22 protein-coding genes and 1 riboswitch are annotated in these 23,392 nt (G+C 72.7%); of the genes, 3 read left to right on the top strand and 19 right to left on the bottom strand.

Going from position 1 to position 23,392, the window contains the following annotated elements:
- The first annotated feature begins 337 nt into the window (after positions 1–337).
- Positions 338–1,594, top strand: a complete 1,257-nt coding sequence (locus tag DOO78_RS08865; protein WP_111469405.1) for a peptidoglycan DD-metalloendopeptidase family protein — start codon at positions 338–340, stop codon at positions 1,592–1,594.
- Positions 1,595–1,702: 108 nt separating this feature from the next.
- Here DOO78_RS08865 and clpB read toward each other — a convergent pair whose 3' ends face one another.
- Positions 1,703–4,291: an ATP-dependent chaperone ClpB gene (clpB, locus tag DOO78_RS08870; protein ID WP_111469406.1), complete on the bottom strand. Its 2,589-nt coding sequence runs from the start codon at positions 4,289–4,291 to the stop codon at positions 1,703–1,705.
- A gap of 189 nt (positions 4,292–4,480) precedes the next feature.
- On the opposite strand from clpB, the gene DOO78_RS27065 reads away from it, so the two are divergent.
- The gene (locus tag DOO78_RS27065; RefSeq protein WP_165838799.1) at positions 4,481–5,251 is read left to right on the top strand and encodes an MOSC domain-containing protein; all 771 of its coding nucleotides are present in this window, start codon (positions 4,481–4,483) and stop codon (positions 5,249–5,251) included.
- Positions 5,252–5,385: 134 nt separating this feature from the next.
- On the opposite strand, the gene thiC is transcribed toward DOO78_RS27065, so the two are convergent.
- The 10 genes from thiC to DOO78_RS08925 all read right to left on the bottom strand — a co-directional run bounded on the left by thiC (position 5,386) and on the right by DOO78_RS08925 (position 16,476).
- Positions 5,386–7,203, bottom strand: a complete 1,818-nt coding sequence (gene thiC, locus DOO78_RS08880; protein ID WP_111469407.1) for a phosphomethylpyrimidine synthase ThiC — start codon at positions 7,201–7,203, stop codon at positions 5,386–5,388.
- A 66-nt stretch (positions 7,204–7,269) separates the two neighbouring features.
- A riboswitch (TPP riboswitch) is annotated at positions 7,270–7,378 on the bottom strand.
- Between the two features lie 51 nt (positions 7,379–7,429).
- The gene (locus tag DOO78_RS08885; RefSeq protein ID WP_111469408.1) at positions 7,430–7,903 is read right to left on the bottom strand and encodes a DUF4167 domain-containing protein; all 474 of its coding nucleotides are present in this window, start codon (positions 7,901–7,903) and stop codon (positions 7,430–7,432) included.
- A gap of 228 nt (positions 7,904–8,131) precedes the next feature.
- Positions 8,132–9,040 (bottom strand): peptide chain release factor N(5)-glutamine methyltransferase, encoded by a 909-nt coding sequence (gene prmC / locus DOO78_RS08890; protein WP_111469409.1) that lies wholly within the window; start codon positions 9,038–9,040, stop codon positions 8,132–8,134.
- The gene (gene prfA, locus DOO78_RS08895; RefSeq protein ID WP_111469410.1) at positions 9,037–10,092 is read right to left on the bottom strand and encodes a peptide chain release factor 1; all 1,056 of its coding nucleotides are present in this window, start codon (positions 10,090–10,092) and stop codon (positions 9,037–9,039) included. Before prfA ends, prmC begins: the two co-directional genes overlap by 4 nt.
- Positions 10,089–11,435 (bottom strand): histidine--tRNA ligase, encoded by a 1,347-nt coding sequence (gene hisS, locus DOO78_RS08900; protein WP_111469411.1) that lies wholly within the window; start codon positions 11,433–11,435, stop codon positions 10,089–10,091. Before hisS ends, prfA begins: the two co-directional genes overlap by 4 nt.
- A 171-nt stretch (positions 11,436–11,606) precedes the next feature.
- Complete coding sequence (locus DOO78_RS27435) at positions 11,607–11,774, bottom strand: hypothetical protein (protein WP_165838800.1); 168 nt, start codon at positions 11,772–11,774, stop codon at positions 11,607–11,609.
- Positions 11,771–12,925, bottom strand: coding sequence for a flavodoxin-dependent (E)-4-hydroxy-3-methylbut-2-enyl-diphosphate synthase (gene ispG, locus DOO78_RS08910; RefSeq protein WP_111469412.1), 1,155 nt, complete (start codon positions 12,923–12,925; stop codon positions 11,771–11,773). The genes DOO78_RS27435 and ispG overlap by 4 nt, the downstream gene beginning before the upstream one ends.
- Positions 12,926–13,147: 222 nt before the next feature.
- Positions 13,148–14,080: a helix-turn-helix domain-containing protein gene (locus DOO78_RS08915; RefSeq protein WP_165838801.1), complete on the bottom strand. Its 933-nt coding sequence runs from the start codon at positions 14,078–14,080 to the stop codon at positions 13,148–13,150.
- 108 nt (positions 14,081–14,188) lie between these two features.
- Positions 14,189–15,250 carry an NAD(P)H-dependent flavin oxidoreductase gene (locus DOO78_RS08920; protein WP_111469414.1) on the bottom strand — a complete coding sequence of 354 codons (1,062 nt, stop codon included), beginning with the start codon at positions 15,248–15,250 and terminating at the stop codon, positions 14,189–14,191.
- The gene (locus DOO78_RS08925) at positions 15,250–16,476 is read right to left on the bottom strand and encodes an aspartate kinase (protein ID WP_111469415.1); all 1,227 of its coding nucleotides are present in this window, start codon (positions 16,474–16,476) and stop codon (positions 15,250–15,252) included. Before DOO78_RS08925 ends, DOO78_RS08920 begins: the two co-directional genes overlap by 1 nt.
- A 157-nt stretch (positions 16,477–16,633) precedes the next feature.
- On the opposite strand from DOO78_RS08925, the gene ubiG reads away from it, so the two are divergent.
- Positions 16,634–17,374: a bifunctional 2-polyprenyl-6-hydroxyphenol methylase/3-demethylubiquinol 3-O-methyltransferase UbiG gene (gene ubiG, locus DOO78_RS08930; RefSeq protein WP_111469416.1), complete on the top strand. Its 741-nt coding sequence runs from the start codon at positions 16,634–16,636 to the stop codon at positions 17,372–17,374.
- Positions 17,375–17,393: 19 nt separating this feature from the next.
- On the opposite strand, the gene DOO78_RS08935 is transcribed toward ubiG, so the two are convergent.
- The 8 genes from DOO78_RS08935 to map form a co-directional block, all read right to left on the bottom strand.
- A complete protein-coding gene (locus DOO78_RS08935) occupies positions 17,394–17,705 on the bottom strand; it encodes a hypothetical protein (protein WP_111469417.1) in 312 nt (103 codons plus the stop codon).
- On the bottom strand, positions 17,702–18,184 hold the full coding sequence (locus DOO78_RS08940) for a DUF1178 family protein (protein ID WP_111469418.1): 483 nt from the start codon (positions 18,182–18,184) through the stop codon (positions 17,702–17,704). The genes DOO78_RS08935 and DOO78_RS08940 overlap by 4 nt, the downstream gene beginning before the upstream one ends.
- 110 nt (positions 18,185–18,294) lie before the next feature.
- Entirely contained in the window at positions 18,295–18,552 is a 258-nt protein-coding gene (gene grxC / locus DOO78_RS08945; RefSeq protein ID WP_111469419.1) for a glutaredoxin 3, read from the bottom strand.
- A gap of 41 nt (positions 18,553–18,593) precedes the next feature.
- A complete protein-coding gene (locus tag DOO78_RS08950) occupies positions 18,594–18,776 on the bottom strand; it encodes a hypothetical protein (RefSeq protein WP_111469420.1) in 183 nt (60 codons plus the stop codon).
- A gap of 121 nt (positions 18,777–18,897) precedes the next feature.
- The gene (locus DOO78_RS08955) at positions 18,898–19,740 is read right to left on the bottom strand and encodes a ComF family protein (RefSeq protein ID WP_111469421.1); all 843 of its coding nucleotides are present in this window, start codon (positions 19,738–19,740) and stop codon (positions 18,898–18,900) included.
- Positions 19,740–21,332 (bottom strand): rhodanese-like domain-containing protein, encoded by a 1,593-nt coding sequence (locus tag DOO78_RS08960; protein WP_111469422.1) that lies wholly within the window; start codon positions 21,330–21,332, stop codon positions 19,740–19,742. The genes DOO78_RS08955 and DOO78_RS08960 overlap by 1 nt, the downstream gene beginning before the upstream one ends.
- Before the next feature lie 175 nt (positions 21,333–21,507).
- On the bottom strand, positions 21,508–22,221 hold the full coding sequence (gene radC / locus DOO78_RS08965) for a RadC family protein (RefSeq protein ID WP_111469638.1): 714 nt from the start codon (positions 22,219–22,221) through the stop codon (positions 21,508–21,510).
- A 289-nt stretch (positions 22,222–22,510) separates the two neighbouring features.
- Positions 22,511–23,317, bottom strand: coding sequence for a type I methionyl aminopeptidase (gene map / locus DOO78_RS08970; RefSeq protein WP_111469423.1), 807 nt, complete (start codon positions 23,315–23,317; stop codon positions 22,511–22,513).
- Positions 23,318–23,392 lie beyond the last annotated feature (75 nt).

Genomic DNA, 23,392 nt, shown 5'->3' on the forward strand with positions numbered 1-23,392 from the left:
AACAGAACCGCACCACCCAGCCGTCCGAAACAGAACAACCCAAGCAGCAACGCATCTCTCAATACGCAACTTCCAAAACCAGATACGAATTTCAATGAACAAGAGCCAGCGGGCCTCCCCGCCAATGCTCTGGACCCCCGGCCCGACCAACCGGTCCGGCGAGGGAGGCCGGCTTCTATGCCCCTTCCGGCACCCTGTCAAACCCCCTTCGCGCAATAACGTTGAACCCGGCGGCAGCGCTCATCTCGTACTGCAACCGCACCGTTCAACCTATTGACTTGGCGTGATTCTCATTGGAAGGGTTACGCCAGATTTCAGCCCTGGGAGGGGGTCTTCCATGCTGCATCGCATCCGGCGCCATCGGCGCTGGCTGGCTTTCCTGTGCCTGGCGCTCGGCGGCGCCGCCTGCCCTGCCTTCGCCGAGCCCACCGTATCGGCGCCGCGCACCCTGCTCGCGGCCCATGCTGCGCCTGCCCTCCGCGACGCCGCCACCGTGCGCACCGTCGTCGCCCGCCGTGGCCAGACCGTCGCGCAGGTCCTGGCCGCGGCCGGCGTCGAACGGCGCGAGGTGGAGCCGGCCGTCTCCGCGCTTGCCCCGCTGCTGCCGCCGAAGGTCGCGCTGCCGGCGGGCCATGCGCTGACGCTGCGCCAGGCGCCGGGCGACGATGCCTTGATCGCCGTCTCGCTGCAGGCGCAGCCGGGCCGCACCGTCACCGTGACCCGCACGCCCACCGGCTGGATTGCCTATGAGGCCATGGAGGGCCAGCGCCGCCACCTCGTGCTGGCCCGCGGCGGCATTCACGAGGACCTGCTCGACGATCTGCGCGCCGCCGGGCTGCCGGACGGCCTCGGCCGCGAGCTGGTGCGCGGCCTTGCGCATGAGCTCGATTTCCAGCGCGACATCCGGCCAGGCGACCATTTCGAGATTCTCTTCGAGCGGTACCGCGATCCCGCCGGCGACCTGCTGCATGAGGGCCGCATGCTGCATGCCGCCTTCTCCTTCGGCGGCCGCCGCCTCTCCCTCTGGCGCTACGACACGGCGGCCGGGCCCGACTGGTTCGACGACGAGGGCCGCAGCCTGCGCCGCGCCTTCCTGCGTACGCCGCTCGACGGCGCGCGGGTGACCTCGGGCTTCGGCATGCGCTCGCATCCCGTGCTCGGCTACACCCGCCGGCACCAGGGCATCGACTTCGCCGCGCCGCGGGGCACGCCGGTGCTCGCCGCCGCCGATGGCGAGGTGGTCCAGATCGGCTGGATGGGCGGCTATGGGCGCGTGATCACGCTGCAGCATGCGGGGGACAGGACGACACGCTACGCGCATCTCTCCGCCTTCGCGCCGGGGCTGAAGGCGGGCGATCGCGTGCGCCAGGGCGAGCTGGTCGGCCGCGTCGGCCGCACCGGCCTCGCCACCGGCAACCACCTGCACTACGAGATCGCCGAGGGCGGCACCCAGATCGATCCCACGAAGGCGCGCACGGAGCCGGCCGCGGTGCTGGCGGACGCCGAGCTCGCCGCCTTCCAGGCCACGCGCCAGGGCCTCATGACGCAGCTCGCCCATCTGCAGCCGATGCAGGAGGTCGCCGCGGCCGAGTAGACCCGCCTCCCCCCTCCCGAAGACACGGGCGGCGCGCCCCGGGGGACCGGGGCGCGCCGCCTTCGTGTCCGGTGCCCCGATGCGCGGCTGCGCATCGGGGCACCGGGATCAGGCCGCCGCGGCGAGCGGCGCCGGCGCCACCTCGAGGCCGTCGGCGCCCGCGGTCACCCGCAGCGTCTCGCCGTCGTGGATGCTGCCCTCGAGCAGCATGTTCGCCAGCTTGTCCTGCAGGCTGCGCTGGATCACCCGCTTCAGCGGCCGCGCGCCATAGGTCGGGTCGTAGCCCGCCTCGGCCAGCCACTCCCGCGCCTTCTCGTCGAGGTCGAGGCTGATCTTGCGGTCGGCCAGCAGCTTGCGCAGCCGGTCGAGCTGGATGTCGACGATCGCCGACATGTCGCCGCGCGCCAGGCGCCGGAACAGCACGATCTCGTCCAGCCGGTTGAGGAATTCCGGCCGGAAGCGGTCGCGCACCGCCCGCATCACCGCCGGCCGCGCCGCCTCGATATCGGCATTCTCCGGCAGCTCGGCGATCGCCTGGCTGCCGAGGTTGCTGGTCAGCACGATGATGGTGTTGCGGAAATCGACCGTCCGCCCCTGGCCGTCCGTCAGCCGTCCGTCGTCCAGCACCTGGAGCAGGACGTTGAAGACATCCTCATGCGCCTTCTCGACCTCGTCGAAGAGGATGACCTGGTAGGGCCGCCGCCGCACCGCCTCGGTCAGCACGCCGCCCTCGTCATAGCCGACATAGCCGGGCGGGGCGCCGATCAGCCGCGAGACCGAGTGCTTCTCCATGAACTCCGACATGTCGATGCGGGTCATCGCCCGATCGTCGTCGAAGAGGAAGCTCGCCAGCGCCTTCACCAGCTCGGTCTTGCCGACGCCGGTCGGGCCGAGGAAGAGGAAGCTGCCGATCGGCCGGTTCGGGTCCTGCAGCCCGGCGCGGGCGCGCCGCACCGCCTTCGAGACCGCCTCCAGCGCCTCCTCCTGGCCGACCACGCGCTTGCGGAGCTGGTCCTCCATGCGGATCAGCTTGGCCCGCTCGCCCTCCAGCATCTTCTCGACCGGGATACCGGTCCAGCGGCTGACCACCGCGGCGATGCCCTCCTCGGTCACCGCCTCGTTCACCAGCCGCCCGTCGCCGTCGCCGGCCGAGGCGATCTGCTTCTCGAGGCCTGGGATGATGCCGTATTTCAGCTCGCCGGCGCGGCCGAAATCGCCCTTGCGCTCGGCCAGCTCCAGCTCGGTGCGGGCCTTGTCCAGCTCCTCCTTCGCCTTCTTGGTGGCGACCACCTTGCCCTTCTCCGACTCCCAGCGCTGCGTCATCTCGCGCGAGCGCTCCTCAAGATCGGCAAGCTCCTTCTCCAGCCGCTGCAACCGGTCCTTGGAGGCGGCGTCGTCCTCCTTCTTCAGCGCCTCGCGCTCGATCTTCAGCATCATCAGCCGCCGGTCGAGCTCGTCCAGCTCCTCCGGCTTGCTGTCGACCTGCATGCGCAGCCGCGAGGCAGCCTCGTCCACCAGGTCGATCGCCTTGTCGGGCAGGAAGCGGTCGGTGATGTAGCGGTTGGAGAGCGTCGCCGCAGCGACCAGCGCGCTGTCGGTGATGCGGACGCCGTGATGCGTCTCGTACTTGTCCTTGATGCCGCGCAGGATGCTGATCGTGTCCTCGACCGGGGGCTCGCCGACGAAGACCGGCTGGAAACGCCGGGCCAGCGCCGCGTCCTTCTCGACATGCTTGCGGTACTCGTCGAGCGTGGTCGCGCCGATGCAGTGCAGCTCGCCGCGGGCGAGCGCCGGCTTCAGCAGGTTCGAGGCGTCCATCGCGCCATCGGCCTTGCCGGCGCCGACCAGGGTGTGCATCTCGTCGATGAAGAGGATGATGTCGCCGGCGGCCTGCTCGACCTCCTGCAGCACGCCCTTCAGCCGCTCCTCGAACTCGCCGCGATACTTGGCGCCGGCCACCATAGCGCCGAGGTCGAGCGCCATGACGCGCTTGTCCTTCAGCGCCTCGGGCACGTCGCCCTTGATGATGCGCAGCGCCAGCCCTTCGACGATCGCCGTCTTGCCGACGCCGGGCTCGCCGATCAGCACCGGGTTGTTCTTGGTGCGGCGCGCCAGCACCTGGATGGCGCGGCGGATCTCCTCGTCCCGGCCGATCACCGGGTCGAGCTTGCCCTCGCGCGCCGCCTCGGTGATGTCGCGGGCGTATTTCTTCAGCGCGTCGAACTGCTCCTCGGCATTCTGGCTGTCGACCTTGCGGCCCTTGCGCAGATCGGCGACGGCGGCCTCGAGCCGCTGCGCATCGGCGCCGGCCTGCTTCAGGATGCGGCCGGCCGGGCCGTCGCTCGCCGCGAGCGCGACCAGCAGCCGGTCCTGGGCGACGAAGCTGTCGCCGGCCTTCTGCGCCTGGCTCTGCGCCGCATCCAGCACGCGGACGATGTCGGGGGTGAATTGCGGCTGTCCGGCGCCGCCGCCCGTCACCTTGGGCTGGCGGCCGACCTCGGCGTCCACGGCCTGCTTGGCGCGGGCGGGATCGCCGCCGGCGGCCTTGATCAGCCCGGCGGCCGCGCCCTGCTCATCGTCGAGCAGCGCCTTCAGCAGATGCTCGGGCGTGACCCGCTGGTGATAGTCCCGGATGGCGATGGTCTGCGCGGCCTGCAGGAAGCCTTTCGCGCGATCGGTGAATTTCTCGATGTCCATTCTCTGCGTCCCTCATCTGCGGACCGCGGACCGGCAGCGCTCGCGCGCCCCGGTTGTCCGCTCGGCCCGCCGAGTCTCCGGCGACCGGCCCCGCCACCCCTCAAGAGGCAGCAGCGGGGACCAAGTTCATCCGGGATGTGGTATTTCGCCTTGGCCTGGGTCAAGGTCCGCGGGAAGGAAAATGGTCCGATGCGTATCGAGCAGATCTACCGCTATCCGGTGAAGGGCCTGACTGCCGAGGCGCTGGAGGAGGTTTCTCTCACGCCCGGCCAATGCCTGCCGCATGACCGCCGCTTCGCCCTGGCCCAGGGCGACGCGCCCTTCGATCCGGCCACGCCGGCCTGGCTGTCGAAGCGGCATTTCGGCTGCCTGATGGCCAATGCCCGGCTCGCCCTGCTGCACACCGCCTTCGATCCGAAGACCGGGCTGCTGGCCATCCGCGCGCCCGAGGCGCCGCCGCTGCTCGCCAGCACCCGGACCGTGGAGGGCCGGGCCGAGATCGCCGCCTTCCTCACCCGTTTCCTCGGCGAGGAGGCGCGCGGCACGCCCCGCTTCCTGGAGGCGCCGGGGCATAATTTCACCGATGTCGCGGCGAAATGCGTCTCCATCATCGGCCTCTCCAGCCTGCATGCGCTGGAGGAGAAGGCGGGGATGCATCTCGACCCGCTGCGCTTCCGGGCCAATATCTATGTCTCGGGGGCGCGGCCCTGGGCGGAGTTCGACCTGCTCGGCCAGGAGATCCAGCTCGGCGCCGCCCGCCTTCGCGTCTTCAAGCGCATCGTCCGCTGTCCGGCGACCGAGGTGAACCCGGAGACCGCCGAGCGGGACGCCCTGCCGCCGAAATGGCTGCGGCAGCATTTCGGCCATGCCGATCTCGGCGTCTATGCCGAGGTCGTCGAGGGCGGCCGGATCGCGGTCGGCGACGCGCTGGAACCGCTGGAGGGCGACCTGCTGCATTGATGCCGCCGTAGCGCATCGGGTCGCTGCCCGTTGCCCTGCCGCGGCTTGGCCGCGGCAGGCTGTGACGCGCTCAGGTCACTGGGCGCATCACGGGGGCCCCACGACGCCGCTACGCGGCGTCGTGGGGAAAGCCATCATTCCGCCGCCGGCCGCGGCGTGGCGTAGATCCGCCCGCCATCGTTGCGGAATCTCTCCGACATCTCCTCCATGCCCTTCTCGGCCGCGGCGCGGATATCCTGGCTGATCTTCATGGAGCAGAATTTCGGCCCGCACATGGAGCAGAAATGCGCCAGCTTGGCGCCCTCGGCCGGCAGGGTCTGGTCGTGGAAGCGCTCCGCCGTCTCCGGGTCGAGGGAGAGGTTGAACTGGTCGCGCCAGCGGAATTCGAAGCGCGCCCGGCTCAGCGCATCGTCCCGGAGCTTCGCCGCCGGATGGCCCTTGGCGAGATCAGCGGCATGCGCCGCGATCTTGTAGGTGATGACGCCGGTCTTCACGTCGTCCCGGTCCGGCAGGCCGAGATGCTCCTTCGGCGTGACGTAGCAGAGCATCGCCGTGCCGAACCAGCCGATCATCGCCGCGCCGATGCCGGAGGTGATGTGGTCGTAGCCCGGCGCGATATCCGTGGTCAGCGGGCCGAGGGTGTAGAAGGGCGCCTCCCCGCATTCCCGGAGCTGCTTGTCCATGTTCTCCTTGATCTTGTGCATGGGCACATGGCCCGGTCCCTCGATCATCACCTGGCAGTCGTGCTTCCAGGCGACCTGGGTCAGCTCGCCCAGCGTCTCCAGCTCGGCGAACTGCGCCGCGTCGTTGGCGTCGGCGATGGAGCCGGGCCGCAGCCCGTCGCCGAGCGAGAAGCTGACGTCATAGGCCCGCATGATCTCGCAGATCTCGTCGAAGCGCTCGTAGAGGAAGCTCTCCCGGTGATGCGCCAGGCACCACTTGGCCATGATCGAGCCGCCGCGCGAGACGATGCCGGTGACGCGCTTGGCCGTCAGCGGGATATAGGGCAGCCGCACCCCGGCATGGATGGTGAAGTAGTCCACTCCCTGCTCGGCCTGCTCGATCAGCGTGTCGCGGAAGATCTCCCAGCTCAGCTCCTCCGCCTTGCCGCCCACCTTCTCGAGCGCCTGGTAGATCGGCACGGTGCCGATGGGCACCGGGCTGTTGCGGATGATCCATTCGCGCGTGGTGTGGATGTTCCGCCCGGTGCTGAGGTCCATCACCGTGTCGGCGCCCCAGCGGATGGCCCAGACCAGCTTGTCCACCTCCTCGCCCACCGAGGACCAGACGGCGCTGTTGCCGATATTGGCGTTGATCTTGACCAGGAAATTGCGGCCGATCGCCATCGGCTCGGATTCCGGGTGGTTGATGTTGGCCGGGATGATGGCCCGGCCGCGCGCCACCTCGTCGCGGACGAACTCCGGCGTGACGTAATCGGGGATGGCGGCGCCGAAGCTCTCCCCGTCCCGCGCCGCCTGCTCGCGCGCCCGCTCGCGGCCGAGATTCTCGCGGATGGCGACGTATTCCATCTCCGGCGTGACGATGCCGGCGCGGGCATAGGCGAGCTGGGTCGGGGCGGCGCCTGGCCTGGCCCGCAGCGGGCGGCGGCCGGCGCGGTCGAAGACCGGGACCTTGCGCTGCTCGCCGGCCTTCAGCCCGTCATCCTCGGGCTTCGGGTCGCGCCCGTCATAGGCCTCGACATCGCCGCGGCCCTCGATCCAGGCCTGGCGCAGCCCGGGCAGGCCGCGGCGGATATCGGCGCGATGCGCCTCGTCGGTATAGGGGCCGGAGGGGTCGTAGACCCGCAGCGCCGGCTCGCCGCCGCCGACCGCGATCTCGCGCATCGCCACGCGCAGCCCGGGATGCAGCGTCCCGGGCACGTACAGCTTGCGCGAGGCCGGCAAGGCGCCGGTCGTCACCTGCGGCAGGTCGGGAGGAAGGGAATCAGGCATATGGACCTCCTCGAAAGATGGAGATCCGGGAACATCGGTTGCGCGGGGCGGACGTCCCCAAACGGGCAACGTCCATCGTTCCTCTCCCTACGCCGGTATGACCCGGATCAGGTTCAAAGGGTCACGGCGCCTTAGCCGTATCTCAGCCCCATGCGGGGCCCCCCTTGGAACAGCCTGACCCTGCGGCCGGCGCAGGCCGCCTGTCAATGCGGCGCGGGCGGACCGGTCAGGCGGGCTCGCGCGTCTCCGGCTGCGGCCCGTCGTAATCGGCCTCGCCCTCGAGGGCATGGCCGTTGATCTGGCCATTCAGCTCGGCGGACTGCCCCTCCGGCCCCTCGCCCGTCTCGCCGGTCTCGGCATTCGGCTGGAAGCGGCGCGGCTGGTGCTGGCCCTCGCGCTGCTGCTGCGCCTGGCTCATGGCGTTGAGGATGCGGAAGTAATGCTCGGCATGCTGGAAATAGCCCTCGGCCATCACCCGGTCGCCCGAGCTGGTCGCGTCGCGCCCGAGCTGCAGGTATTTCTCGAAGAGCTGCTGGGCGGTGCCACGGAGCCGCATGTCCGGACCGCTCGAGTCGAAGACATGGTTGCGATTCATCGGCTGATGGCCGGACTGGCGGAATTGACCGCCACCGCCGCCGCCACCACCCCCGCCGCCACCACCATGCCGGTGGTTGCGGCCGCGCATGCGTTTCATGTTCATCAGTATTGCGTCTGCCGTCTCGCAGCTGGGCCGCCCCGCCTGCCCCGGGGCATGCCCCGGCGCTTGCGGTACGAGCGGTCGATGTCTCCAAAGGCGTCGCGTCCGGCGTGCAGATCCACAGCCCGTCCGCTGCTCGGCCCCTCGCGCCCCGGCAGCGGGCCTTGCCCGTCCACCCGCGAGGGCCTGCCGCAAGCTAGCCTCAGCGCGGCGGCCCGCCAATCGGTTTTTTTACCGCGCCGCGCGCAGGGTCACCCGATCGGCCGGGCCGAGCACCAGGGCACGCGGCACCCCCCCCAGGTCGGGACGGCAGCCGAGGGGATCAAGCCCCGCGTCCCTGGCGATCGCCTCCACCGCCGCCTGCTGGCCCTGGCCGAGCTCCAGCACCGCCCGGCCGCCGGGCGCCAGCAGCCCCGGCAGGCCGGCGCAGAGGGCACGATAGGCGCCAAGCCCGTCCGGCCCGCCATCCAGCGCCGAGCTCGGCTCGTGGCGCGCCACCTCCGGCATCAGGCCGGGGATCGCCGCCGATTCGATATAGGGGGGATTGCTCAGCACCAGTTCGAACCGCCCGGCGAGCGGCGCGGCCCAGTCCCCGGCCAGGAAGCCGGCCCGCCCGCCGAGGCCGAGCCGCGCCGCATTCGCCCGCGCCAGCGCCGCGGCCGCCGGCACCCGGTCGATGCCGATGCCATGCGCGGCCGGAAACTCGGTCAAGGCCGCCAGCAGCAGGCAGCCGGTGCCGGTCCCGAGATCGAGGATGCGGCGGACCTGGCCGCGCTCCGGGAAGGCGGCGATCGCCGCCTCGATCAGGGTCTCGGAATCCGCCCGCGGCACCAGGGTCGCCGGCGAGACGGCCAGGGGCAGGGACCAGAATTCCTGCTCCCCCAGCAGATGCGCGATCGGCGCATGCTCCAGCCGCCGACGCAGCAGCGTGGCGAAGGCGGCGGCGGCGGCGGGCGGCACCGGGGCGCGCGGCTCGCGCAGCAGATCCTCCTGCCGGCAGCCCATGGCATGCGCCAGCAGCAGCCGCGCCTCCAGCCGCGGCGCCTCGATCGCCGCCGCCCGCAGATGCTGCCCGGCGCGGCAGAGAAAGGCGCCGACGGTCCCCGTCAGGGCGCTGGCCGGGTCGGCGCAGCCGCTCATGCGCCCTCGGCCGCCAGGCGCGCCGCCTCGTCCTCGGCGGTCAGCGCATCGACGATCTCGTCGAACTCGCCCAGCATGACGCGGTCGATCTTGTGCAGCGTCAGGCCGATGCGGTGGTCGGTGACCCGCCCCTGGGGGAAGTTGTAGGTGCGGATGCGCTCGCTGCGGTCGCCGGTGCCGACCTGGCCGCGGCGGTCGGCGGCGCGCGTCGCGGCCAGGCGGGAGCGCTCGGCCTCGTAGAGCCGGGCGCGCAGCACCTTCATCGCCTTGGCGCGGTTCTTGTGCTGGGACTTCTCCTCCTGCATCGCCACCACGATGCCGGAGGGCAGATGGGTGATGCGGACGGCGCTGTCGGTCTTGTTCACATGCTGGCCGCCGGCGCCGCTGGCGCGGTAGGTGTCGATGCGCAGATCGCCCTCGTTGATCTGCACATCCACCTCCTCCGCCTCCGGCAGCACGGCGACGGTGACGGTCGAGGTGTGGATGCGGCCCTGCGTCTCGGTCGCCGGCACCCGCTGCACGCGGTGCACGCCGCTCTCGTATTTCAGCCGGGCGAAGACGCCGCGGCCGGCGATCTCGGCCACCGCGCCCTTGACCCCGCCCAGGTCGCTCTCGTCGTACTCCATCACCTCGAAGCGCCAGCGGCGGGTCTCGGCATAGCGCTGATAGGCGCGGAACAGCTCGGCGGCGAAGAGCGCGGCCTCGTCGCCGCCGGCGGCGGGGCGGATCTCCAGGATGGCGCTGCGCTCATCCGCCGCGTCCTTCGGCAGCAGCATCAGTTGCAGCTCGCGCTCCAGCCGCGGCACCGCCTCCTTCTGCGCCAGGTACTCGTCCTCGGCCAGCTCGCGCAGCTCGGGATCGGCCAGCATCGCCTCGGCCTCGTCGCGCGCCCGCTCGGCGGCGCGCAGCGCCTCGACCTTCTCGACCACCGGCTCGATCTCGGCGAGCTCCTTGGAGAGGGCGCCGAACTGGCTGCCCTCGGCCGTCGAGAGCAGGTGCTTCAGCTCCTCCGCCCGGGTCAGGACGCGGCCGAGCTTCTCCGCGATGCTCACGCCGCGCCCTCATCCTCCGGATCGTCGCCCAGCTCCTCCTCGAGGATGCTGTTCAGCATGGCCTGGGCCGCGCTCTCGACGACCCCGGTCTCGGCCAGCGCCCGCAGCAGGTCGGGCAGCGCCACCCGCTCCTGCGAGCCGGCATCGAGGTTGCGCACCACCGCCATGCCGGCGGCCAGCTCCTCCTCGCCGAGGATGACGGCGGCGCCGGCGCCGATGCGGTTGGCCCGCTCCATCCGCCGCTTCATGGTGCCGCGATAGGCGATCTCGGCCACCACCCCGTAGTCGCGCAGCGATTGCAGCACGTCGATCGCCGCGGCCTCCGCCGCCTCGCCGACCGGGATGACCGCGACCGGCCGCGGCGCCGGGGGAGTCAGCCCGGTCGCCTCCAGCAGCAGCGAGAGCCGTTCCACCCCCGCCGCCCAGCCGACCGAGGGGGTGGCCGGGCCGCCCATCTCCTCGACCAGCCCGTTGTAGCGGCCGCCGCCCATCACCGTGCCCTGGGCGCCGAGCCGGTCGGTGACGAATTCGAAGGCGGTGTGGCTGTAGTAGTCGAGCCCCCGCACGATCCTGGGGTTCTCCCGGAAGGGCACCTCGAAGGCCTCCAGGTGGCGCTTCACCGCGGCGTAGAAGCCGGCCGCCTCGGCAGTCAGGTGATCCTGGATGGTCGGCGCCGCGGCGACCAGCGCCCGGTCCTTCGGGTCCTTGCTGTCGACGATGCGGAGGGGGTTCTTCTCCAGCCGCGCCCGGCTCTCCTCGGAGAGCTGCTCGCGATGGCCGGTGAAATAGGCGATCAGCGCCGCCCGGTAGGCGTCGCGGCTCGCCGCATCGCCCAGGGTGTTGATCTCCAGCACCGTGCCCTCGTCGATGCCGAGCTCCTGCTGGATGTGCCAGCCGCAGGCGATCACCTCGGCATCCGCCAGCGGCTCGGCGGCGCCCAGCACCTCGATGCCGATCTGGTGGAACTGCCGGTAGCGCCCCTTCTGCGGCCGCTCGTAGCGGAACATCGGGCCGGCATAGAAGACCTTGCGCGGCAGGTTCGCCTGGGTCAGGCCGTTCGAGACCAGCGCCCGGCACACCCCGGCGGTGTTCTCCGGCCGCAGGGTGATGCTCTCGCCGCCGCGATCCTCGAAGGAATACATCTCCTTCGAGACGACGTCCGAGGTGTCGCCGAGGCCGCGGGCGAAGACCCTGGTATCCTCGAAGATCGGGGTCGCCCATTCCTCGAAGCCGTAGAGGGTGGCGATGCGCCGCGCCACCTCGATGACATGGTGATGCCGGCGGAACTCGGCGCCGATCAGGTCATGCGTGCCACGGGCGGGCTGGAGCGGGGCTTGGGCCATGGCCGCGGTTTGCCGCGCGACGGGGCGGCGGGCAAGGGTTCAGGGGCAGATCGGGCGCAGGCTGCGGCAATCGCTGCGGCAGCGACGCGGGTCGCGGGTGATGAGGATCGGTCCAGGAGTATCCCGGAACCTGCCCCCGACCCCGGGCCCCGGCCCCGGGCGCAATCAGGCTCAGCGCGCCGTCAGCGTCAGCGCCAGCAGCAGCGCCAGATGCAGGCTCGCCAGCAGCCCGAGCCGCCGCAGCGCCGCATCCCGACGCGCCAGGTCCTCGTCGAGCCCCGGGATGGGATGCCGCCGGAGCATCCCGACCAGCAGGGCCGAGACGCCGAGGCCGTTCACTCGGCCGCCTGGGCCGCCGGCTGGGCCGCGGCCTCGGCGGCCTTCCGCGTTGCCTCCTCGGCCTCGATGGCGGCGGCCTTCCGCTCCACCAGCTCCACCAGGTGGTCGACCATGCGGTCGCCATCGATCTGGTGGTCGGTCTTGCCGGCGGCATAGACCATGTGCCGGCCGGCGCCGCCGCCGGTGAGGCCGATATCGGTCATCAGCGCCTCGCCCGGCCCGTTCACCACGCAGCCGATGATGGAGAGGGTCAGCGGCGTCTCGATATGCGCCAGCCGCTCCTCCAGCTTCGCCACCGTCTCGATGACGTTGAAGCCCTGCCGGGCGCAGGAGGGGCAGGAGATGATCTTCACCCCGCGATGCCGCAGGCCGAGCGACTTCAGCATCTCCCAGCCGACATGCACCTCCTCCTCCGGCTCGGCCGAGAGGGAGACGCGCAGCGTGTCGCCGATGCCGGCCCAGAGCAGGTTGCCAAGGCCGATGGCGCTCTTCACCGTGCCGGTGCGGCGGCCGCCGGCCTCGGTGATGCCGATATGCAGCGGGTGGTCGCAGACCTCGGCGAGCTGGTTGTAGGCGGCGACGGCGAGGAAGACGTCGCTCGCCTTCACGCTGATCTTGAACTCGTGGAAGTCGTTGTCCTGCAGATGGGCGGCGTGCCAGAGCGCGCTCTCGACCAGCGCCTCCGGGTTCGGCTCGCCGTATTTCTCCAGCAGGTGCTTCTCCAGGCTGCCGCCATTGACGCCGATGCGGATGGAGCAGCCATGGTCGCGGGCGGCCTTCACCACCTCCTTCACCCGCTCGGCGCTGCCGATATTGCCCGGGTTGATGCGCAGGCAGGCGGCGCCCGCCTTCGCCGCCTCGATGGCGCGGCGGTAGTGGAAATGGATGTCGGCGACGATCGGGACGTTCACCTCGCGCACGATCTCGGCCAGCGCCGCCGTGCTCTCCGGCGTCGGGCAGGAGACGCGGACGATGTCGACGCCCGCGATCTCGGCCCGGCGGATCTGGGCGATGGTCGCCGCCGCATCCTCGGTCGGGGTGTTGGTCATGGTCTGGACGGTGATCGGCGCATCGCCCCCGACCGGCACCTTGCCCACCATGATCTGGCGGGACTTGCGGCGGGTGATCTGCTGATAGGGGCGGTAGCTCATGCGAAATCCCGGATCTTCCGAAACAGGCCGGCGGCGAGGGCGCGGCTGGAGCAGGCCCGGCGCGCGCCGCGGCGCGCGTCCCTGGCGCAGTCCGGTGCCATGCCCGGTTCGGCGCAATATGGCAGCGCCGCCGCCGATCCCATAGGCCTGATCGCCGCGGGCCCGCCATGCCACGCTCGCAGCGGGCCGATTGTCATCAAATGGTTACGCCGGCCGCTGGCCCTAGGGCGTGGGGCCGCCGCGCGCCGTGGCGGCCAGGGGCGGCAGGCCGGCCTTCAGCCGCTCGGGATCGAGCAGCAGGTCGCGACGCACCGTCTGGCCCGGGCCGAGGCCGGCGACCGGCTGGCCATCGACCAGCACCTCCAGGCCGCCGGCATTGCCGGTGGTGAGCAGCAGCCCGTCCTTCGCCGGCACCTGCCAGCCCTCGCCCGGATGCAGCAGGCGGTTGACCAGCACCGGACCGCCCTGGCGCTCCCGCACCTGGATCCAGACCTCGACGCGGGCGCGCAACAGGATGCGGCCCTCGCCCGGCGGGGCCGGAGACGGCGCCGGGCCGGCGGCAGCGGCGACGGGCGGCGCCCCGGCGGGCGGCGCGAGCGCCGGCGGCACCGGCGCGGCATTGGCGCCGGCCGGGTTCGGCGGCGGCGCGGCCTCGCCTGGCGCCCCATCCTGGCCCTGCCCGTGTCCCTGGCCGATCGCGGGCGGCGGCGGCACCGCATCCACCAGCCGCTCGCCAGTCCCGGACCAGGCATACCAGCCCATATAGGCGCCGATCACCAGCACCGCCCCGAGGAGGATCGTCGCCCCCGCCGGGGCGCCGCGATCCGGCACCGGCTCGGGGAAGACCAGGTCCGTCCGGCGTGCCGCCTGCGGCCCGCTCGCCGCCCGGAAGCGGCGGACGATCTCGGCCTCCTCCAGCCCGAGGGCGCGGGCATAGGCGCGGACGAAGCCGGTGGCATAGGCCGGGGCCGGCAGCTCGGCCAGGCGCCCCGCCTCCAGCGCCTCCAGATAGCCGCGGCGGATGCGCAGCGACCGGGCCAGATCCTCGATCGACAGGCCGAGGGCAAGGCGCGCGTCGCGCAGCTCGGCGCCGAGCCGGGTGGGCTCGGGTGCCGCGGCATTGGGGGGAGAGAGGCGCTTCATGGCGTCCGGCACGCCCCGGGCTGTAACCCAGAGGTGGCATGTCGGCAAATCGATTTCGCGTTTCCGGTCTGCACCGTCACGCAGGCGCCACAGGCCGCCGCCGCGGCCCGGGGGAGCCGCTCAACCGGCGGCGCCGGCACCTTGCCGCCGGGCGAGCGCCGCCTCGGCCTGGGCGAGCAGCTCGGCGATAATCTCCGCCGCCGGCTGGATGGCGGTGACCATGCCGACGCTCTGGCCGGCCATCAGGCTGCCCTGCTCGACATCCCCCTCGATCACCGCGCGCCGCAGGGCGCCGGCCCAGAAATGCTCGATCTCGAGCTGCGCCGCCTCCTTGGTCACCACCCCGGACTGGAAGCGCTCCAGCACCGCCGCCTGATGCTCCATGAAGCGCTTGGTGCCCTCGTTCTGCAGCGCCCGCACCGGGATCACCGGGAAGCGCTCGTCGAGCTGCACCGTCGGCACCGCGTCGCGCGCCGCGCCGCGGAGGAAGGCCTGCTTGAAGCGGGGATGGGCGATGCTCTCGGCGGCGCAGACGAAGCGGGTGCCGAGCTGCACGCCGGCCGCGCCCATCTCGAGATAGGAGAGGATCGCCTCGCCCCGGCCGATGCCGCCGGCGACGAAGATCGGCACCTCGGCCGCCAGCACCGGCAGGATCTCCTGCGCCAGGACGTTGAGGGAGACCGGGCCGATATGCCCGCCCGCCTCGGAGCCCTCGATCACCAGCGCATCGGCGCCGGAGCGGACCAGCTTCTTCGCCAGCGCCAGCGCCGGGGCGAAGCAGACCACCTTGGCGCCCCCCTCCTTCGCCGCGCGGATGGCGGCGCCGGGCGGGATGCCGCCGGCGAAGACGATGTGGCTGACCTTCGCGGCGAGGCAGGTCTCGACCAGCGGCTGCAGCCGCGGATGCATGGTGATGAGGTTGACGCCGAAGGGCCGGTCCGTCAGCGCCTGGGTGCCGGCGATCTCCTCGGCCAGGCGGTCCGGCTCCATCGCGCCGCAGGCGATGGTGCCGAAGGCGCCGGCATTGGAGAGGGCGGCGACCAGGTGCCGCTCGCTCACCCAGCTCATCGCCCCGCCCATCAGGGCGACGCGGCTGCCGAGGAAGGCGGCGCCGCGCGCCATCAGCCGCTGCAGCACGGGGCCGGGCCGCGGCCCGGCGGGGGCGAGGCTGTCCATCGCCATCAGGCGGCCGGGCCGTCGAGGCCGTAGGCGGTGTGCAGGGCGCGCACCGCGAGCTCGGTGTACTCGGCGCCGATCAGCACGCTCACCTTGATCTCGCTGGTCGAGATGACCTGGATGTTGATGCCCTTCTCGGCCAGGGCGCTGAACATCGTGTTGGCGACGCCGGCATGGCTGCGCATGCCGACCCCGACCACGCTGATCTTCGCCACCTCGGGATCGGCGAGGACGGCCTCGAAGCCCAGCTCGCCGCGCGCCCTGCCAAGCGCGTCCTGGGCGCGGGCGAGATCGGCCTTGCCGACGGTGAAGGTCATGTCGGTCGTGCCGTCGGCGCCGAGATTCTGCACGATCATGTCGACATTGACGTTCGCCGCCGCCATCGCGCCGAAGACGCCGGCGGCGATGCCCGGCCGGTCCGGCACGCGCCGCAGGGTGAGCTTGGCCTCGTCCCGCGAATAGGCGATGCCGGTGACGATCGGCTGTTCCACGATCTCTTCCTCATCCACGACCAGGGAACCTGGCTTGTCCTCGAAACTGGAGAGCACCTGCACCCGCACCCGCTGCTTCATGGCCAGCTCGACCGAGCGGGTCTGCAGCACCTTGGCACCGACCGAGGCGAGTTCCAGCATCTCCTCGTAGGAGATGCGCTCGAGCTTGCGGGCGCGCGGCACGATGCGCGGGTCGGTGGTGTAGATCCCGTCCACGTCCGTGTAGATGTCGCAACGATCCGCCCGGACCGCCGCGGCCAGCGCCACCGCCGAGAGGTCGGAGCCGCCGCGGCCGAGCGTCGTCACCCGGTTGCGCGCCGGCTCGACGCCCTGGAAGCCGGCGACCACCGGCACCTGCCCGGCCTGCATGCGCTCGATCAGGGTGGCCCCCTCGATCCGCTCGACCCGCGCCTTGCCATGCGCGCCATCCGTCAGGATGGGGATCTGCCAGCCCTGCCAGGAGCGGGCATCGATGCCGATGCCCTGCAAGGCGATCGCCAGCAGCCCGATCGTCACCTGCTCGCCGGTCGCCACCACCGTGTCGTATTCCCGCGCATCGTGCAGCGGCGAGAGCTCCTGGCACCACTTGACCAGCTGGTTGGTGGCGCCCGCCATGGCGGAGACCACGACGGCGACCTCGTTGCCCGCCTCCACCTCCCGCTTCACGCGGGTGGCGACATTGCGGATGCGGTCGAGATCGGCGACGGAGGTACCGCCGAACTTCATCACGATGCGGGCCATCAGGGAGCACTTCCCGGGACATAGGAGATCGGTCGAGGTCACGCTCTCCGCGCGGTTGCGCGCGCGGGAAGGCCGGCACAGATACAGAGCCGGCCCCCGCGCTGCAACATTGCCGCGCAGCCGGGGCCGGCGCGGCAGGCGGAGGGATGGGGCCGGGATGACCGAGGACGGCACGGCGATCGGAGCGGAGATCGCCAAATTCGACCGGCTGGCGGATGCCTGGTGGGACCCCGAGGGGCCGATGCGGCCGCTGCACGCCATGAACCCGGCGCGGATGGGCTGGATCATCGCCCGGATCGCGCGCCGCCACGGCCGCGACCCGGCGGCGCCGCGGCCGCTCGAGGGGCTCGCCATCCTCGATGCCGGCTGCGGCGCCGGCCTGGCGGCCGAGGCGCTGGCGCGGGCCGGGGCGGCGGTGACCGGCCTCGATGCCGCCGCCGCGGCCCTCGCCACGGCGCGGGCGCATGCGGCGGCCGGCGGCCTCGCCATCGACTACCGCGAGGGCCTGCCGGAGGACCTGGCCGCGACGCATCGGGGCCGCTTCGACGCCGTGCTCTCGCTCGAGGTGGTCGAGCATGTCGCCGACCGCGAGGCCTTCTGCCGGGCCCTCGCGGCGCTGCTGCGGCCGGGCGGCGCCCTGTTCCTCTCGACCCTGAACCGGACCCCGCGCTCCTGGCTGCTGGCCAAGCTCGGCGCCGAGTACCTGCTGCGGCTGCTGCCGGTCGGCACGCATGACTGGCGCCAGTTCGTCCGCCCGGCCGAGCTCGGCGCGGCGCTGCGCCGGGCCGGGCTGCGCGTCGCCGACATCGCCGGGCTGAGCATGGAACCGCTGAGCGGCCGCTGGCGGGTGAGCCGCGATGTCGGGGTGAACTACCTGATGATGGCGGTGGCGGGCTGAGGCCCCCCGCGGTCCCGCGCTACCGGCGTCCTTCGCCCCGCGCGCGGCCCGCCGCGTCGCGGCGCCGGAGGGTCCCCTCCCCTGCCTCGGCCTGGCCGAGCAGGCGGCCGGCATTGTCGGTGAACCGCGTCACCCCGCCCCGCCTCTCGGCGCGGCCCGTCAGGCGGCCATTCCGGTCGGTGAAGCGGGTGACGCCGCCCTGGGTCTCGGCCCGGCCGAGCAGGCGGCCGGCCGGGTCCTGGTAGCGCCAGGCGGCCCGGCCCGGCTCCGCCGCCGCCAGGCCCGGCAGGGCGAGCAGCAGCGCGAGGAGAGGCCCGCGCCCCCGCCTCATCCGTCGGCGCGCGGCACCCAGGGCAGGCGGGCCACCTCGATGCCCTCATCCTGCAGCGCCGCCGCATCGTCCTCCGAGGCCTCGCCATAGATGCCGCGCCGGTCGCTTTCGCCGCGCTGCATCCGCCGCGCCTCCTCGGCGAAATCCTCGCCGACATAGTCGCAATGCTTCTCGACCTCGGCGCGCATGCGCTGCAGCAACGCCAGGACCTGGGCCGGCACCGGCCCGGCCGCCGCCTGCTGGCCGCCGGTCGGCGGCGGCGCGGCCGCCTGCGGCGGCGGCGCGGGCGGCGCCTCCTTGGCGCGGCTGCGACCCTTCTTCGGAATCGCCGGCGCCATCAGCCGCTTCGAGACATCGTGGCTGCCGCAGACCGGGCATTCCACGAACCCCGCGGCGGCCTGCTTCTCATAGGCACCGCTATCCTTGAACCAGCCGTCGAAATCGTGCCCGGCGCCGCACTGCAGGTCGTAATGGATCATCCCATGCTTTCCCCGGCCCGCGGCGATGCCGGGGCGCGTCGCCCATTATTATAGGATGGCACTCCCGCAGCGCGAGTGCCAACTCCTTGCCAGGTCGAATGGAAAATGCGTCAGGCCGCGAGCAGGGCGTCGAGCTTGCCGGCCCGCTCGAGCGCCACCAGGTCGTCCGACCCGCCGATCGCCTCGCCGTTGATGAAGATCTGCGGCACCGTGGTGCGGCCGCCGGAGCGCGCGATGGCGTCCTTGCGGGCCTGGGAGCCGTTCGGGGCGTCCACCTCCTCGAAGGCGACACCCTTGCGGCCGAGCAGCGCCTTGGCGCGCTCGCAATAGGGGCAGAAGACGGTGGTGTAGATCTGGACCTTGGCCATGGCGAACAGTTTGGCTGCCGGGTGGGCCGGGTCAAGCACCCTCAGGGAACCGCGAGCAGCACCGTGATCACCGGGCTGGCGAGAAGGAAGGCAACCGCCACCATGGTGAGCAGCCGGGCCGGCCGCTCCTCCGGCCCGGCGGCGATGCGCCGGCGCCGAACCGGCAGGGTGAAGGGGGATGCATCGCGCGGCAGTGGGGGGGTGCCCTGCACGATTTCGGACATGCGGCCTCCAGCGGTGTTTCGGATGCCTCGGGGGTTCATGGCGCCGGAATGACAGGCCGGTCATCGGCGCCACGGCTCCGATCATGTGCGCAATGATTGTTCTCTGGCAAGTGATATCGCGTTATAGGCGATTTCCCCGCAGGGCCGGCGCGAGGCCGGAGGCCGCGGCCTCCAGGCGCGGATCGGGCACCCGCGCCGCCGCCAGCACGTCCACCGCCGCCGCCCCGGCCGCGAGCAGGGCCCGGGCGCAGCCCTCGGCCGTCGCGCCCGAGGTCATGACGTCATCGACCAGCAGCACCCGACGGCCGGCGATGTGCGCCGCGCCGCGCCGGGAGACGGCGAAGACGCCCTCCAGCACCGCTGCCCGCTCCGCCGCGCCCAGCGCCCCGAGTGGCGGCGTCCGATGCAGGCGCCGCAGCAGGTCCGGGGCATGCGGCAGGCCGGCCTGGCGGGCCAGCCGGGCGGCGAGCAGGGCGGACTGGTTGTAGCGGCGGGCGAGGAGCCGGCGCCAATGCAGCGGCACCGGCGCGACCAGCTCCGCCCGCGCCAGCAGCGCCGCCCCGGCCCGTGCCATGTGGCGGGCGAGCGGGGCGGCGTAGTCCGTGCGGTCGCCATGCTTGAAGGGCAGAATCAGCCGCTGCGACCCGGCATCGTAGCGCAGCGCCGCCCGGGCGGCCTCGAAGGCCGGCGGGCAGGCCTCGCAGGCCGGACAGAGCAGGCCGGCGCCGGCATGCGGGAAGGGCACGCCGCAGCGCCGGCAGAGCGGCGCCGTGACGAAGGTGAGGCCGCCGAAGCAGGCGGCGCAGAGATGGCCCTGCGCATCCACCGGCGCGTCGCAGGTCAGGCAATGCGGCGGCAGCAGCGCATCCAGCGCCCGCCCCGCCCAGCGCCGCAGCGGCCCGGCGAGGGCGGGTCCCCGGGACGAGCCCGGCGAGGGGCGCCGCCCGGCCGCCGCCTGCGGCATCAGGCCGCGGCCTCGCCGAAGCGGGCATCGCCGTCGCGGGCGACCTCGTGCACCAGGTCGATCTCCCAGGAGAGATACTCCCGCATCGCCGCCTCGACCCCGTCGTTGCGGTCATAGGGGCGGAGATAGACATCGATGCAGTCGGCATCCGCCGGGTCGCGCCGGTCGGCCGCGAGCGGCAGGCCGGCGGCCCGCCAGGCGGCGAGGCCGCCGTCCAGCAGCGCCACCGGGCCGAGGCCGAGCGCCTCCAGCTCCGGCACCGCCAGCCGGCCGAGCGCCTCCTCGCCCGCCACGACCACGCTGCGCCGGCCCGGCACCAGGCGCGGCCGCAGCGCCGCCAGCCGCGTCCGCACGCCCCAGAGCGCGCCGGGCGGATGCCCCTCGCGGAACTCCAGCGAGCGGGTGACCTGCACCACCTGCGCCGTGCCGGCCGCGAGCGCGGCGGCCAGCGCCTCCGGCGTGACCGTGGCGGGCGAGAGCGCCGCCGCCTCCGGGCAATCCGGCGCCCAGGGCCCGGCCTCAAGCGGGCCGGCGAACCCGTCCGTGAGCACATGCACCTCCCAGCCGCCGAGCTGGCGCAGCCAGCCGCCGGTCATCAGCGCCCGCACCCCGGTATCGTCCACCAGCACGATCCGCGCGCCGCGCACCGCGACCCAATTGTCGGTGCCCTGCACGAGCTGCCCGCCGGGCGCCATGCGGCTGCCCGGCAGATGGCCCGCCAGGTATTCCTCCGGGTCGCGCACGTCGAGCAGGTAGGTCGTGCGGTCCGCCTCGGCCTGCAGCGCGGCGAGGCCGGCGCGGTCGAGGCGGCGCACGCCCCAGCGATCGGCGAAGGCGCGGGCCCGGTCGAGGGCCAGCGGCAGGCTCTCCGGCGTGCCGCGCGGGAAGCTCGCCGTGCGGCCGCGGTCGCAGGCGAAGCCGGCCAGCTCCCAGCCCATGGTGCCGTTGCGGAGCGCGACCACCGTGTTGGGGATGCCGGCGCTGCGCAGGCTCTCGGCGCCCATGATGCTGCGGGTGCGGCCGGCGCAGTTCACCACGATGGTGGTCTCCGGCCGCGGCGCGATCTCGCCGATGCGGTAGACCAGCTCGCCGCCCGGCACGTCGATGGCGCCGGGGATGGACATGCGGCGGAACTCGTCCATCGGGCGGCTGTCGAGCACGACCATGTCCTGGCCGGCCTCCATCATCGCCCTGAGCTCGCCGGGATCGACCGAGGGCGTGTGGTAGCGGTGCTCCACCCATTCGCCGAAGGCCTTGGAGGGCACGTTGACGCCGGAGAACAGCACGTAGCCGGCCGCCGCCCAGGCCGGGGTGCCGCCCTCCAGCACCGCGACGTCGGTGCAGCCGATCCCCTCCAGATAGGCGGCCAGCCGCTCCGCCAGCCCCCCCTCCCCGCCATCGACGCAGCAGATCCGCACGCCGAGGCGCGGCAGGATGGCGCGGGCCCGCAGCTCGGCGCGCGAGAGCGGGCAGGGATTGGCCCAGAACAGGTGCGAGCGGCCGAACTCGCCATCCTCGCGGGCATCGAGGATGGCGAGCTCCCGCCCATCCCCGATCCAGGCCTTCAGGCCCGGCGCATCGATCCGGCGCATGCCGCTCAGCCCGGCGCGAGGCGTGGCAGCGGGGGATGGCGGACGCGGTCTGGGGTCATGCCTGGTCTCCTCCTCGGGCCGCCCGGCATCCCGCCGGCGCCCGCCTCCCCGCAGCTTTGCACGCCGCCGGCGGCGCGTGAAAAGCCCCGGCAGGCCGGACCGGCCCCGGCAGCGTTCAGAGCAGCCCCGCCTGGCGCAGCGAGGCATGCCGGCCATTGCCGATGATGACGTGGTCGTGCAGCACGATGCCGAAGACCGCCGCCGCGGCCTTCACCTCGGCGGTCATCTCGATATCGGCGCGCGAGGGGGTCGGGTCGCCGCTCGGGTGGTTGTGCACCAGGATGAGCGCCGTCGCCCGCACCTCGAGCGCCCGCCGCACCACCTCCCGCGGATAGACCGGGGTGTGGTTCACGGTGCCGCGGCCCTGGGCCTCGTCGGCGATCAGCCGGTTGCGGGCATCGAGGTAGAGGACATGGACATGCTCCACCCGCTCCCGCGCCAAATGGAGGGTCAGGTAGTCGATCAGCCGGTCCCAGCCATCGAGCACGACGCCCTGGCGCAGCTCCGCCCGCACCAGCCGCTGCGCCGCGGCCTGCACCGTCTTCAGCGCCGCCACCCCAGCCTCGCCGAGGCCCCCGACCGCGCGCAGCTCGTCCGGCGGCGCGGCGATGGCATTGGCGAAGCTGCCGAATTGCCCGAGCAGGGCACGGGCGAGCGGCTTGGTGTCGCGCCGCGGCAGGGCCAGGAAGAGCACCATCTCCAGCAGCTCGTGGTCCAGCACCGCCTCCGGCCCGGCCTGCAGCAAGCGCTGGCGCATGCGGGCGCGATGGCCGAGATGCCCCGGCGGCCCGGGCTCCGGGGGCGGCGGCAGGCCGGGGAGGCCCGGCATCGCCCCGCCCGGCGGCAGCAGGGGCAGCAGCCCCGCCTCGGCCAGGCCGCCCGCATCCGGGGCGGGGCCGACCGGCGGGCCGACCGCGACCGCCCCGGCGGGACACGGCGGGCGGCGGCCCGGGCCAGCCGCGGGGCGGCGGCGGACGGGGCCGAGCGCAGGGTCGGGCGCTGGGTCGGATTTCGGCATGCGGCGCCGCATCCTCCGGTCGGGGATGCGCGTTATGATAGCGGAACGGCCGCCCCCGTCTACCGTGGAGGCGTGCCGGGCCCGCGCCGCGCGGCCGGGGTCAGCCCTGGTAGGGCGGGTGGTGCAGCCCGGCCGGGGAGTAGGTGAAGACCTCGCAGCCCGTCTCGGTGACGCCGACCATGTGCTCGAACTGGGCGGAGAGGCTGCGGTCGCGCGTCACCGCGGTCCAGCCATCGTCGAGGATCTTCACGTCCGGCCGGCCGACATTCACCATCGGCTCGATGGTGAAGAACATGCCGGGCTTCAGCACCGGCCCCTCGCCGGGCCGGCCGAAATGCAGCACGTTCGGCGGCTCGTGGAAGCGGCGGCCGATGCCGTGGCCGCAGAAGTCGCGCACCACCGAGAAGCGGTGGCGCTCGACCACCACCTGGATGGCATGGCCGATATCGCCGAGCGTCGCCCCGGGTCGGGTCACCTCGATGCCGCGCATCAGCGATTCATAGGTGACGTCGAGCAGCAGCCGCGCCTTGGTCGAGGCCTGGCCGGCCACGTACATGCGGCTGGAATCGCCATGCCAGCCATCGAGGATGACGGTGACGTCGATGTTCAGGATGTCGCCATCGGCCAGCACCCGCTCGCCCGGGATGCCATGGCAGACCACGTGGTTGATCGAGGTGCAGATCGACTTCGGGTAGCCGCGATAGCCGAGCGGCGCCGGGGTCGCGCCATGCGCCAGGATGTAATCGTGGCAGAGCCGGTCCAGATCCGCCGTGGTGACGCCCGGCTGCACATGCGGGGTGATCATGTCGAGCGTCGCCGCGGCCAACTGGCCGGCCCGCCGCATGGGGGCGAAATCCTCGGGGGAATGGAGGGTGATGCGGCGGGAATCGCCGCCCTGCTGATCCATGGTGCGCGACTGTCTCTGGCGGGGTGTCTTCGGCAGAAGATGCGCGCGAGGGGCACGGGAAGCAAGCGCCAGGCG

Source organism: Roseicella frigidaeris (assembly GCF_003258945.1).
Taxonomy (GTDB): domain Bacteria; phylum Pseudomonadota; class Alphaproteobacteria; order Acetobacterales; family Acetobacteraceae; genus Paracraurococcus; species Paracraurococcus frigidaeris.